This window comes from Nocardiopsis ganjiahuensis DSM 45031, assembly GCF_000341085.1.
Lineage (GTDB): Bacteria > Actinomycetota > Actinomycetes > Streptosporangiales > Streptosporangiaceae > Nocardiopsis > Nocardiopsis ganjiahuensis.
In genome coordinates, this window is the sequence record NZ_ANBA01000002.1 from 261219 (window position 1) to 274111 (window position 12893).

Here is a 12893-nt window from a genome sequence, read left to right on the forward strand (position 1 = left end):
GACACTGCCAGTATGCCCGGAAGGCCCGTTCCCATCCACGTGATCAGGCAACAACAAAGGCCTGAAACCACCCTTCAAGCAGACAAAGCCATAATGCGGACATTGGCTGGCTTAAACCTCCACCGTCATTGACAACATGTTGTCCACCATTCAGCCTCTTGCCATGAACGCTGAGCCGCGCCGCGCCGTCCACCTCGCCGTCTACGACCAGCTGGCCGACTGGGAGGTGGGGCACGCGGTCGCCCATGTCCGGTCCGGGGGCGGCCTGGCGGGCGCCGCCGGGTACGAGGTGGTGACCGTCGGGCTGACCGGCGCCCCCGTGACCACCATGGGCGGACTGACGGTCCTGCCGGACCTGACGCTCCACCAGCTCAAGCCCTCCGCCAGCACGATGCTCGTCCTCCCCGGCTCCCCCGACTGGGACTCCGCGCCGGAGGCGATGGCCCCCCTGGCCTCGGCGGCGGGCATCTTCCTCGACGCCGGGGTCCCCGTGGCGGCGATCAGCGGGGCCACCGCCGGCCTGGCCCGGGAAGGGCTGCTCGACCACCGGGACCACACCAGCTCCGCCCCCGACTACCTCCTCGGCACCGGCTACGCGGGCGGGCACCGGTACCGCGGGGAGCTCGCGGTGACCGACGAGGACCTCGTCACGGCGGGCGGCACCGCGCCGGTCGAGTTCGCGCGGGAGGTCCTCGCCAAGCTCGACGTCCTCACCCCGCGCGCGCTGGACGCCTGGTACCGGCTGCACGCCCTGCACGACGCGGACGCCTACCTCACCCTCGCGGAGGAGGCCTGACCAGGTTCTACGGACGCGGGAACCGAGGCCCCGCACGGGCGCCGGGGCCCGCCCGAGTATCGTCGTGGCAGCACCGCACCACCGAGGAGAAGCCTTGATCGACCTGCGCTCGGACACCCTGACCCGCCCGACCCCCGACATGCGCCGGGCCATGGCCGAAGCCGAGGTGGGTGACGACGTGTTCGGCGAGGACCCGACCGTTCGCGCCCTGGAGGAGGAGACCGCGGCCCTGCTGGGCCGGGAGGCCGCGCTCTACGTCCCCTCCGGGCACATGGCCAACCAGCTCGGGCTGTACGTGGCCACCCGCAGCGGGGAGGAGGTGTGGGCGCACGAGCACCACCACCTCATCGGGGACGAGCAGGGCGCAGCGGTGGTGCTGTCCCGGGTTCTGCCCCGCCTCTACTCGGGCGACCCCTTCCCTCCGCAGGAGCTGCTGGAGTCCTGGATCTCCGGACTCGGCGACGTGCACCGGGCCGACCCCGCCCTGCTGTGGCTGGAGAACACCTTCAGCGGCCAGGTGGTCCCCCTCGCCGAGCAGCGCCGCGTCACGGACTTCGCGCACGCCCACGGGCTGCGCGCCCATCTGGACGGCGCCCGGCTGTGGAACGCCGCCGCCCACCTGGGGGCCTCCCCCGCGGAGGTGGCCGAGGGGTTCGACACGGTGTCGGTCTGCTTCTCCAAGGGACTGGGCGCCCCGGTGGGCTCGGCGCTGGCCGGTGACACCGACACGATCCGGAGGGCCCGGCGCGGCCGCAAGATGCTGGGGGCGGGTATGCGCCAGGCGGGGATCATCGCCGCGGGCGCCCTGCACGCACTGCGCCACCACCGGGAGAGGCTCGTCGAGGACCACGAGCGCGCGGCCCGGCTGGCCGGGCAGCTGGACGGCCTCCCCGGGCTGACCGCGCAGGCCCGGACCAACATGGTGCTGCTGCAGACCCCCGAGGGCGAGGCCGGGCGGTACCTGGAGGCCTTCGCGGCCCAGGGCGTGCGGGCGCTCGGCGGCGGCTCCCGCGTCCGGCTGGTGCTGAGCCTGGACATCACCGACGGTGACGTCGAGAAGGCGGCCAAGGCGATCACCCGAGCGGTCTCGGAGATCTGACGAACCACGCAGGTCAGCGCGGTGGCCCGTCGGTACACTTGGCCGGTCCCGCGCGAGCACGGGGCACCGGCAGGTGTTGCGCATCACATCGCGTAGTAGCATCTGGCGTATGACATTGTCGTACTAGAGAGTGGTAGCACCGCAATGCCGGGAAGAATCCAGTCCATCGAACGCGCCGCCGCGATCCTCCGGCTCCTGGCCAGTGGCGCCCGCGGACTGAGTCTGGCCGAGGTCTCCCGCTCGCTGGAACTGCCCAAGGGCACCGCCCTCGGCATCCTGCGCACCCTCCAGCACGTGGGCTTCGTGGAGCAGGACCCCGAATCGGGCCGGTACCGCCTGGGCGGCGGCATGCTGAGCCTGGGCACCCGCTACCTGGACGGCAACGAACTGCGCACCCGTGCTCTGAACTGGGCCGACACCCTCGCCTCGCGCAGCGGGGAGAGCGTGCGCATCGGCACTCTGCACAAGCACCAGGTCCTGGTGGTCCACCACGTCTTCCGCCCGGACTCCAGTCGGCAGACCCTGGACGTGGGCACCCTGCTCCCCCTGCACGCGACCGCCCTGGGCAAGGCCCTGATGGCCTTCGACCCCCTGGCCGTCCCGGAGGAGGTCGCCTCCGTGGAGACCGACTCCCCGGTGGAGCTCACCTCCTTCACCCGGCACACCGTCGCGACCATGGCCGCGCTGGAGGAGCAGCTGACCGGGATCCGCGACAGCGGCTGGGGCTGGGAGGCCGAGGAGCTGGTCGACGGGGAGGTGTCCATCGCCGCCCCCATCCGCGACCGGCGCGGGGTCACCGTCGGCGCCATCGGGGTGCGCGGGGCCGTCGAGCGGCTTCGCGGCGACGACGGGAAGCCCGACATGGAACAGGTTTCCTACGTGCGCGACGCGGCCCGCGCCATCTCCCGGGAGCTGGGCGTCACGCCCTACTGACTCCCCCGCGGCACGCCCCCTCGGCGGGGCGGCAGCCGCGCCACGGCGCACTTCGCACCACTTCGCGTCCCGCCACGGAGTGGTGCTTTCCGTGTCCGCGGCCGTCCTGAGACAGTGACCGCCCCGAGTGGGTGACCCACGCAACACGATTGCGTCACACGGCCTTGACATGGGAAGGAAAGACAGTTGAAACTAACGCCTATTCATACGTCAATGTCGTACACCGTTCGGTGACGACCACCGATCACACGTCTCCCACCCCGTTCCACAGCCGTCCACCTGAAGGCGAGCACCGATGAGTCAGCAGTACGTCGCCGCGATCGACCAGGGAACCACGTCGAGTCGCTGCATCCTCTTCGACCGGGACGGGCGCATCGTCTCGGTGGATCAACGAGAGCACCGCCAGATCTTCCCGAAGCCGGGCTGGGTGGAGCACGACGCCCAGGAGATCTGGACCAACGTCGAGGCCGTTGTCCAGGAGTCCCTGCAGAAGAGCGACATCACCCCGGACCAGATCGCCGCCATCGGCATCACCAACCAGCGCGAGACCACCCTGCTGTGGGACAAGGAGACCGGCAAGCCGGTCTACAACGCCATCGTCTGGCAGGACACCCGCACCGACGACATCGTGCGCGAACTCGGTGCCGAGGAGGGCCAGGACCGGTTCCGCGCCCGTTGCGGCCTGCCGCTGGCCACCTACTTCTCCGGGCCCAAGATCCGCTGGCTGCTCGACAACGTCGACGGGGTGCGCGAGCGCGCCGAGCGCGGCGAGCTGCTGTTCGGCACCATGGACACCTGGCTCATCTGGAAGCTGACCGGCCGCCACGTCACCGACGTGACCAACGCCAGCCGCACCATGCTGATGAACCTGGCCACCCTGGACTGGGACACCGAGATCCTGGAGGCCATGGGGATCCCGGCCAGCCTGCTGCCGGAGATCCGCTCCTCCTCCGAGGTCTACGGCGAGTCCACCGGTTACCTGGCGGGCACCCCCGTCGCCTCCGCCCTGGGCGACCAGCACGCCGCCCTGTTCGGTCAGACCTGCTTCGACCCGGGTGACGTCAAGGGCACCTACGGCACCGGCACGTTCCTGGTGATGAACACCGGAACCGAGCCCGTGACCTCGAACAACGGCCTGCTCACCACGCTGGGCTACAAGATCGGCGACGCGCCCGCCGTGTACGCCCTCGAGGGCTCCATCGCGGTCACCGGTTCGCTGGTCCAGTGGCTCCGCGACAACCTGGGCCTGATCTCCACGGCGCCCGAGATCGAGACCCTCGCCCGCACGGTGGAGGACAACGGCGGCTGCTACATCGTGCCCGCGTTCTCCGGCCTGTTCGCCCCGCACTGGGACAGCGACGCCCGCGGCGTGATCGCCGGCCTGACCGGATACGTGACCAAGGGCCACATCGCCCGCGCCGTCCTGGAGGCCTCGGCCTGGCAGACCCGCGAGGTCGTCGACGCCATGAACGCCGACTCCCAGATCGACCTCACCACCCTGAAGGTCGACGGCGGCATGACCGCGGACAACCTGCTCATGCAGATCCTGTCCGACGTGCTCGACGCCGAGGTCGTGCGGCCGATGGTCGCCGAGACCACGTGTCTGGGCGCGGCGTACGCGGCGGGGCTCGCGGTGGGCTACTGGCCCGACATCGAGACCCTGCGCGCCAACTGGCACAAGGCCGCCGAGTGGAACCCGAAGATGGAGCCCGAGGTCCGCCGCCGGGAGTACCACAACTGGAAGAAGGCCGTGCGGCGCACCCTCGACTGGGTCGAGCGCGAGGACGGCGAGTAACACGACGACCGCGCCCCGGGGCACCGCTGCCATTCGGACCCCGGGGGCGCGGATCCGGGGACATCGAGAGATGCCCCTCCCCCACCCATCCCTGTGACGGGTGCGTCCGACCATGCCCGTAACGGGCAGCGCGGCGCCCGTGACCCGGCTGCCCCGCACGGGGCGGAGGTCCCCATGGAAAACCTGACGGTGTATCTGGCGGAGTTCGTCGGTACCGCCATCCTGATCCTGCTCGGCGGCGGTGTCGTCGCCGGCGTCTCACTGGCCCGCTCCAAGGCCCTGGCCGGGGGCTGGATCGTGGTCACGCTCGGCTGGGGTATGGCGGTCGCGATGGCCGTCTACGTCGTCGGCACCACGTCCGGCGCCCACATCAACCCCGCGGTGACGCTCGGCCTGGCCAGCATCGGCGAGTTCGAATGGGCCCTGGTGCCCGGCTACCTCATCGCCCAGCTGCTCGGTGCCTTCGTCGGCGCCTGCCTGGTCTACCTGGCCTACTTCGCGCACTGGAAGCACACCGACGACCCGGACGCCAAGCTGGGCGTCTTCAGCACCTCGCCCGGGGTGCGCAACCCGGTCGCCAACCTCACCACCGAGGTCATCGGTACGGCGATGCTGGTGCTGGGCATCCTCGGCATCGGCGCCAACGAGGGCTCGGTCACGAGGGGGGACGCCGACCTCTCCTCGTTCTTCGCCCACGGCCTCGCCCCGCTGCTGGTGGGCCTGCTGGTGCTCGCGATCGGCCTGTCGCTCGGCGGCCCCACCGGGTACGCCATCAACCCGGCCCGTGACCTGGGCCCGCGTATCGCGCACGCGCTGCTGCCGATCCCGAACAAGGGCCCGTCCGACTGGGGTTACGCGTGGATCCCGGTGGTCGGCCCGATCGTGGGCGGTGTGATCGGCGCCTGGATCTGGACCCTGACCGGTTTCGGCGTCTGATCCGCGGTCCCTCTCCCGCTCACGAAGGGCGTCCGGTCGAGGCCGGGCGCCCTTCGGCTGTCGGGCGGGTGTCCGGGGCCGTGTGGGCCACAAGAGCGGTGAGGGCGGCCCTCCACTCCCCCGTGGGGAAGCGCAGGGCGCCCTGCCGTCTGTGCCTGCTGTCCCGTACCGCGCTCTCCCCCGGCAGGTCGGACACCTCGACGCAGTCGCCCTGGGTCGGCATGCTGTAGGAGGACTTGCGGAACCGGTGCCGCGGACACGAGCGATGCTGCGGGTACTCGATCGGTCTCATCAGTCCAGATGCACCTCTTCCAGGTAGTCCAGCGTCTCCCCGGGACGAAGGGCGACCAGCCTGAGGTGGTTGACCAGGTTCTGGTAGCGGGCCACGTCGTCCGGCTCCTCCAGGTAGATGCCGTCGGTGGCGGTCTCCAGGAAGACGACCGTGGGGTCGATGGTGTCGGGGAACTCCAGGATCACGCAGGAGCCGCCGCACCCCGGGTTGAGCTTGGCCGCCCTGGTCATCTGCACGGTGACGTTGGGGCGCTGGGCCATCTCCAGGATGTGCTTGACCTGGACGCGCTTGACCTCGGGGTAGTCGTGCAGGCGCAGCAGGGAGCCCTCGTCGAAGATCGCCCACAGCTCCGGCGGGTCCTGGTCCTCCAGGATGCGCTGCCGGGTCATCCGGGCGTCGATGGCCCGCCGGATCTCCTGCGGGTTGGCCAGGCAGGCCTGCGCGGTGGCCTTCATGTACTCCGGGACCTGGAGGAGTCCGGGGATCATGACGGGCTGCCAGGTCGTGATGGATCTGGCCTCGGTCTCGAAGCCGACGAACCGGGCCGCGAGGACGTCGCGGTACCGGGTCCACCAGCCGCGTTCGAGGGACTGGCGGCACAGGTCCAGGATCTCGTCGAACTCTCTGCCCCGGGGCACCTTGCAGGCGTCCAGGATCGCCCGGACCTCCGGCAGGCTGGGGCGCTTCTTCACCCCGGACTCGATGTTGGAGTACGTGGACTTGGACAGCCCGGCGTCCGCCGCGGCCTCTTCGCTGGTCTTGCGGGCGGCGAGTCGGACACGCCGGAGCTCGGCGGAGAGCCGGCGCCGCCGGATCGTGGGTGAGTACCTAGTGGCCATGATGCCGTTCATCGTAGGACTGGAGATGCCTCCCAAGTGGGACAATCCGGGGAACTCGAAGTCCAGACATCGATCCAGACCCTGGAATCAGGAACTCAACTTCGGAGACTCTGGATTCCAGCTTCCTGTCGCAAAAAACCTCGCGTCTCCCACCATGGGACGACATGTCGGCCGGGAAGCCGCCCCCTCACCTCGCACGGGCGGCACCCGCCCTCGGGGTCCCGCTGAGGATTCGACAATGCCGAACCACTGACGCAACAAGCGACACTCCAACCCCTCTGCGTCACATCACCCTCCCCTTGCGCTGTCAGAACTGCCTGCGCCCCGGGCCAATCACCGCAATGCCCCCACCGATCTTTAGCATCGTTCGGCATTGTCGTATGATGCGTACGACGCCCACCTGAAACGTGGAGCCCGTTCAGGTACGTGCGGTAACCGCCCCCCTCCCCAACGGACGGAGCACCAGCCATGACCGCCAGCACCCACCGAAGCGACGCCCCCGCGCACCGCGAACTCGCCCGCGGGGAACTCACCCGAGGCACCTTCGACCTCCTCGTCATCGGCGGCGGGATCCTCGGCACCTCCGTCGCCTGGACCGCCACCCAGGCGGGCCTGCGGGTGGCCATGGTCGACGCCGGCGACTTCGCCGGGGCCACCTCCAGCGCCTCGTCCAAGCTCGTGCACGGCGGTCTGCGCTACCTCCAGACCGGCAACGTGCGCCTGGTGGCGGAGAACCACAAGGAGCGGCGCTCCCTCGCCTCCGACGTGGCGCCGCACCTGGTCAACCACCGCCCCTTCCTCGTACCGATCTACTCCGGGGGGCCGCACGGCGCCGCCAAGATGGGCGCGGGCGTCTTCCTCTACTCCGCCCTGTCCGCCTTCGGCGACGGCATGGGCCGCCTGCTCTCCCCGCTCCAGGCCAAGCGCCTCGCCCCCGGCCTGCGCACCGAGGGGCTGAAGTCCGTCGCCGCCTACAGCGACCACCAGATGAACGACAGCCGCATGGCGGTCATGACGGTGCGCGCCGCCGCGGACGCCGGGGCCGTGGTGCTCAACCACGCCGAGGTCCTGGGGCTGCGCACCACCCGGGGCAGGGTGACCGGGGCCGACCTGCGCGACCGGGTGGACGGAGGCGAGTTCGGGATCGACGCACGGCTGGTCCTCAACGCGACCGGCCCCTGGGTGGACCACCTGCGCAGGATGGAGAACCCGGAGGCCGCGCCCAGCGTGCGCCTGTCCAAGGGCGCTCACCTGGTGCTGCGCACCCCGGACCCGTGGCGGGCCGCGCTCACCATCCCGGTGGACAAGTACCGGGTCTCCTTCGCCATCCCGTGGGAGGGGCACCTGCTCCTGGGCACCACGGACGAGGCCTACGAGGGCGATCCCGCGGACGTGGGCGTGGTCCCCGCCGACGTCGACCAGATCCTGGGCGAGGCGGCGCTGGGCATCGACGCCCCGTACCTCGACCGCGACCGCATGACCTACTCGTTCGCGGGACTGCGCGTCCTGCCGGGCGGCCCCGGGGACACCAGCTCGGCCAAGCGGGAGACCGTGGTCAGCCAGGGGCGCGGCGGGATGCTCTCGGTGGCCGGGGGCAAGTGGACGACCTACCGGCACATCGGCCGGGCCGTCCTGGAGGAACTGCGCAAGGTGTCGGCCGTTCCGCTGGCCGAGGACATGGCGGACCCGCTCCGCACCGTCCCGCTGCCCGGGCTGGCCAGTCCGGACGCGGTCGCCCAGCGCCTGATCATCGACCGTGAACCGGGCGCCCGTCTGGACCCGCTGATCGCCCGGCACCTGGCCTCGCACTACGGCAGCCTGGCCATGGACATCGCCTCGCTGGTGCGCGCCGAACCCGGGCTGGGCGAGCGCATCCACCCCGACGGCCCGGACATCTGGGCGCAGGTCGTGTTCGCCCGCGACCGCGAGTGGGCGGTGACCGTCGACGACGCCCTGCGGCGCCGCACCACCGTCACCGTGCGGGGCCTGGACACCGCGGAGGTCCGCGAGCGCACCCGGTCCCTGCTGGAGGGCTGACCGCCCCGGCAGGAGGGTCCGAGCACCCCGCCGGGAGCGGGGGCAGGAGCACACGAAGAACCCCGGGCCGTCGGTGACGGCCCGGGGTTCTTCGTCGTACGAGGCTCCCCGGTCGGGGCGGCCCCGGACGCGCGAACGCCCCCGGAGAGTTGGACTCTCCAGGGGCGTTCAGCGACGTCTACGCCTGCAAGGGGTGACGACGCTACGTCTTAGCGGTCTTAGATCGCGACGACGTTCTCGGCCTGCGGGCCGCGGGTACCGGCGACGATCTCGAACTCCACGCGCTGGTTCTCCTCCAGGTTACGGAAGCCCGTGCCCTGGATGGCGCTGTAGTGAACGAAGGCGTCGGGGCCACCGTCGTCGGGGGAGATGAAGCCGAAGCCCTTCTCGCCGTTGAACCACTTCACAGTTCCCTGAGCCATGTTTTCTCCTTCAGCTCGGTGTACACGGACGCATACTCACACGCCCGAAAATTGCCGCGAGCCGACTCCAAGAGAAACCGCCCGCCGGTCACAAACTCCGCGGGCAAGACACCAACTGCGAAATTCAACGACTAACAATCTTCTACGAACGTACCACAGCAGAGCCAGCTCGCGAGGGATTTCGGTGTGGCAACCCGCACGGCCCGCCGAGGAATATCGGCAGGCCGTGCGGGGAACGCGTGTGACGCATGGGACGGTCACCGCAGCGTCACCGAAACATCACCCTCAGTTCACGAGCGCGTCGTTGACGCACTTCAGCACAGGTGGCGCCGTCACCGCCCCCGCGTCGAGGGCCGCTCCGCCCACCACGGTGAAGGTGTGCTCCTCACCCGGCAACAGCGTCACCAGGGCGCTGTCCGCACTCACTTCGGGATCGAGCCTGTCGACGTTCAGCACCAGATCCCGCAACAGCACGCGAGCGTGCACCTTCACCCGCAAATCGGCACCCTCCACCCGCGCTTCCGCGTCGAATTCGGGTTTTCGGTAGTCCAGTTCGTGATCCCTGGCGAAGAACCACCACGCGCGCTCTCCGGCGCCGTCGACCGTCAGCACCTCGCGCGCGGCGGCCTCCGGTTCGGCGACCCCCGAGGGCAGCGTGACGCGCAGCGCGCCGCGGGGCGCCACCCGGACCGGGTGGACGGAGGCGGACAGGACGCGGCCCGTGTCGGTGTCCCGGCGGGCCGCCGTCACCTCGGCGGTCCACTCCTCGTCGGTGTCGTTGCCCAGGACCACCGCCAGCCCGCCGCCGAGGGCCGGCTGCACGGTGGCCACCCGTTCCGCGTACACGCGGCGCAGCGCGTACCACAGGGGCTTGCGCCGGCCGTTGCCGTCGACGGCCGCCCACGAGGTGACCGGCCAGCAGTCGTTGATCTGCCACATCACCGTGCCGGTGCAGTACGGCCAGGTGGACCGGAAGTGCTCGATGCCCACGGTGAGGGCGCGGGCCTGGTTGACCTGGGTGAGGTAGTGCCAGTCGTCGAACCCCCACTCGCGGTCGCCGAAGTGCGCGGCCAGCCCCCGCGCGAGCTTGCCGTTGCCGTCGATCGCCTTCTGGTGGTGCAGGACACCGGGCGAGGTCGGGGTGAGCGGGTCGTCCGACACCGAACCCCGCAGGGTGGCGTGGGTGGGCGGCGCCTGGTAGCCGAACTCGGCGGCGAACCGGGGCCGGTGGTCGCGGTAGACCGTGTAGTCCTTCTCGTTCCACACGTCCCACAGGTGCATGGTGCCGTGGGAGGCCTCGTTGGGGTGGACGCCCTCACCCTCGGAGTAGGGGCTCCCCGGCCAGTAGGGACGGGTGGGGTCGAGCTCGGCGACCGCGCGCGGCAGCACGTCCAGGTAGTACCCGGCGCCCCAGGCCCGCTCCCCCAGCTCCTCCTTCCACCCCCAGTCCTCGTGTCCCCAGATGTTCTCGTTGTTGCCGCACCACACCGCGAGGGCGGCGTGCGGGGCCAGCCGCACCACCGCCTCCCGCGCCTCGGCCTCGACCTCGGAGGCCAGGGGCTCGTCCTCGGGGTAGGCCGCGCAGGCGAAGAGGAAGTCCTGCCAGACGAGGACCCCGCGCTCCGAGCAGAGCTCGTAGAAGTCCTCGGACTCGTAGATCCCGCCGCCCCACACCCGCAGCAGGTTGAGCCCGGCGTCGCACGCCTGGTCGATCCGCTCCCGGTAGCGGTCGCGGCCGATCCGGCTCGGGAAGGCGTCGTCGGGGATCCAGTTGGCGCCCTTGACCAGGACGTCCCGGCCGTTGACCCGGACCGCGAAGGCCGAGCCGCCGGCGTCGGGCTCACTGCGCACCGCCACGTTCCGGAAGCCGATCCGGCGCTCCCAGGTGTCGAGCGCGGCGCTCCCGGCGGACAGCTCCACCGCGAGGTCGTGCAGGGGCTGCTCCCCGTGGCCGCGCGGCCACCACAGCCCGGGATCGGCGACCACCAGTTCCAGGGCGGCCTCCGTCTCACCTCCCGCGAGGGTGGCGGTGGCGCTCTCCCCCGCGACCTTCGCGGTCAGGGTGAGGTCGGTGTCCGCGCCGGGGCCGGTCCTCTCCACCACCACGCGCAGGCTCACCCGGCCCAGCGACCCGTCCTCGGAGACCGACACCAGCGGCCGGACCGAGTCCAGCCGCGCCGTCGACCACGCGTGCAGCCGGATCGGCCGCCAGATCCCGGAGGTGACCACGGTCGGGCCCCAGTCCCAGCCGAAGTTGCAGGCCATCTTGCGGATGTACTGGTAGGGCTCGTCGTAGGCGCCGGGGAGCGCCCCCATCCGCTCCTTGTTGGCCTCCGCGTACCGGTACGGCGAGGCGAACTCCACCTCCAGGGCGGGGTCCGATCCGCCCTCCGCCAGCGCCCGGCCGGCGTCGAAGCGGTACGAGCGGTGCATGTTGGCCGACCTCCCGACCTCCCGGCCTCCCACCCGGACGGTGGCGACGGTGTCCAGGCCCTCGCAGACCAGGTCCACGCGCTCCGCGGTCCCGTCCAGGGCGCCGGCCTCGTCGGCCAGGGAGCGTGTGTAACGCCAGTCCGTCCGGCCGATCCAGCCGAGCCGGTTCTCGTTGTCGTCGAGGTAGGGGTCCTCGATGAGCCCCCGGTCGAGCAGGTCCGTGTGGACGCAGCCCGGCACGGTGGCGGGGACCTCTCCGACCGCGGCGGCCGGATCCGGCAGGGCGCCCTCGTGCGGCACCGCCGTCAGGGTCCAGCCGTCGCGCAGGTCGAACCAGGAGGTCATGCGCGCTCCTTCTTTCTTACTTCTGATGGTGTTCGGAGCAGTTCGGGTGCGGGGTCAGCTCTGGTCGATGCCGACGAAGTGCCCCTCCTCGGCCTCGGTCAGCGGCGCAGAGTCGTCGCCCTCCTCGACCGTGGGCAGGAGGTAGTCCTCGGGCGGGTTGGCCGCCAACTCCGCGTCCACCTCGGCCCACGTGCGGTGCAGCTGCGGCACGCACGAGAGCAGGTGGCGGCTGTAGGGGTGGAGCGGGTTCTCGAAGACCCTCCGGGTCGGCCCCATCTCGGCGATGGCGCCCTTGCGCAGGATCACGGACTTGTCGCTCACGTAGTTGCCGAGCGAGAGGTCGTGGGTGACGAACAGGATGCCCAGGCCCCGCTCCTTGAGGTCGCCCAGCAGGTTGAGGACGTCGATGCGGGTGGAGGCGTCCAGCATGCTGATGATCTCGTCCGCCACCAGCAGCCTGATGTCGAGCAGCAGCGCCCGTGCGATGAGCAGCCGCTGGAGCTGCCCGCCGCTGAGCTGGTGCGGGTACTTGTCGAGGACGTTGTCGGGGTCGAGGCGGACCGTGGCCAGCGCCGCCAGGATCTTGTCCTTCCAGTCCGCGTCCGACATCTCGGGGAAGTAGGACGAGCGGATCATCGTGAAGACGCGGTCGGCCTTGAAGATGGGGTTGAAGGAGCTGAACGGGTCCTGGAAGACGCCCTGCACCCTCCGGTAGTACTCCTTCTTGGCCGAGAACCCGCGGATGTGCGAGACGTCGTCGCCCTCGAAGCGGATCTGCCCGGAGCTGACCTTGGTCAGGCCGAGCACCATCTTGCCGATCGTGCTCTTGCCGCTCCCGCTCTCCCCGATCAGCGAGACCACCTCGCCGGGTTCGACGGTCAGGCTGACGTCGCGCACCGCGCGCAGCCTCGCGCCGCCGAACGCTCCCACCCGGTACACCTTGTGCACGTGGCTCAGTTCCAGCAC

11 protein-coding genes are annotated in these 12893 nt (G+C 70.7%); 6 read left to right on the plus strand and 5 right to left on the minus strand.

Annotated elements, in window-relative coordinates:
* The first annotated feature begins 163 nt into the window (after nt 1-163).
* From D458_RS0101785 to D458_RS0101805, 5 genes are all read left to right on the plus strand, one after another.
* Complete coding sequence (locus tag D458_RS0101785) at nt 164-796, plus strand: DJ-1/PfpI family protein (protein WP_017585014.1); 633 nt, start codon at nt 164-166, stop codon at nt 794-796.
* A 94-nt stretch (nt 797-890) separates the two neighbouring features.
* The gene (locus D458_RS0101790; RefSeq protein WP_017585015.1) at nt 891-1895 is read left to right on the plus strand and encodes a threonine aldolase family protein; all 1005 of its coding nucleotides are present in this window, start codon (nt 891-893) and stop codon (nt 1893-1895) included.
* Nucleotides 1896-2039: 144 nt separating this feature from the next.
* Nucleotides 2040-2828, plus strand: a complete 789-nt coding sequence (locus tag D458_RS0101795) for an IclR family transcriptional regulator (RefSeq protein ID WP_017585016.1) — start codon at nt 2040-2042, stop codon at nt 2826-2828.
* A gap of 295 nt (nt 2829-3123) precedes the next feature.
* Nucleotides 3124-4623, plus strand: a complete 1500-nt coding sequence (gene glpK / locus D458_RS0101800) for a glycerol kinase GlpK (protein WP_017585017.1) — start codon at nt 3124-3126, stop codon at nt 4621-4623.
* Nucleotides 4624-4797: 174 nt separating this feature from the next.
* On the plus strand, nt 4798-5559 hold the full coding sequence (locus tag D458_RS0101805; protein ID WP_017585018.1) for an MIP/aquaporin family protein: 762 nt from the start codon (nt 4798-4800) through the stop codon (nt 5557-5559).
* Nucleotides 5560-5578: 19 nt separating this feature from the next.
* Here D458_RS0101805 and D458_RS32780 read toward each other — a convergent pair whose 3' ends face one another.
* Together D458_RS32780 and D458_RS0101815 are read right to left on the minus strand one after the other, a co-directional pair.
* Nucleotides 5579-5851: a DUF397 domain-containing protein gene (locus D458_RS32780; protein WP_017585019.1), complete on the minus strand. Its 273-nt coding sequence runs from the start codon at nt 5849-5851 to the stop codon at nt 5579-5581.
* The gene (locus D458_RS0101815) at nt 5851-6702 is read right to left on the minus strand and encodes a helix-turn-helix domain-containing protein (RefSeq protein WP_017585020.1); all 852 of its coding nucleotides are present in this window, start codon (nt 6700-6702) and stop codon (nt 5851-5853) included. Before D458_RS0101815 ends, D458_RS32780 begins: the two co-directional genes overlap by 1 nt.
* 456 nt (nt 6703-7158) lie before the next feature.
* On the opposite strand from D458_RS0101815, the gene D458_RS0101820 reads away from it, so the two are divergent.
* The gene (locus tag D458_RS0101820; RefSeq protein ID WP_017585021.1) at nt 7159-8727 is read left to right on the plus strand and encodes a glycerol-3-phosphate dehydrogenase/oxidase; all 1569 of its coding nucleotides are present in this window, start codon (nt 7159-7161) and stop codon (nt 8725-8727) included.
* A 218-nt stretch (nt 8728-8945) separates the two neighbouring features.
* On the opposite strand, the gene D458_RS0101825 is transcribed toward D458_RS0101820, so the two are convergent.
* The 3 genes from D458_RS0101825 to D458_RS0101835 form a co-directional block, all read right to left on the minus strand.
* A complete protein-coding gene (locus D458_RS0101825; protein ID WP_014912876.1) occupies nt 8946-9149 on the minus strand; it encodes a cold-shock protein in 204 nt (67 codons plus the stop codon).
* A 285-nt stretch (nt 9150-9434) separates the two neighbouring features.
* Nucleotides 9435-11927: a glycoside hydrolase family 2 protein gene (locus D458_RS0101830; protein ID WP_017585022.1), complete on the minus strand. Its 2493-nt coding sequence runs from the start codon at nt 11925-11927 to the stop codon at nt 9435-9437.
* A 54-nt stretch (nt 11928-11981) separates the two neighbouring features.
* Nucleotides 11982-12893: an ABC transporter ATP-binding protein gene (locus D458_RS0101835; RefSeq protein WP_017585023.1), complete on the minus strand. Its 912-nt coding sequence runs from the start codon at nt 12891-12893 to the stop codon at nt 11982-11984.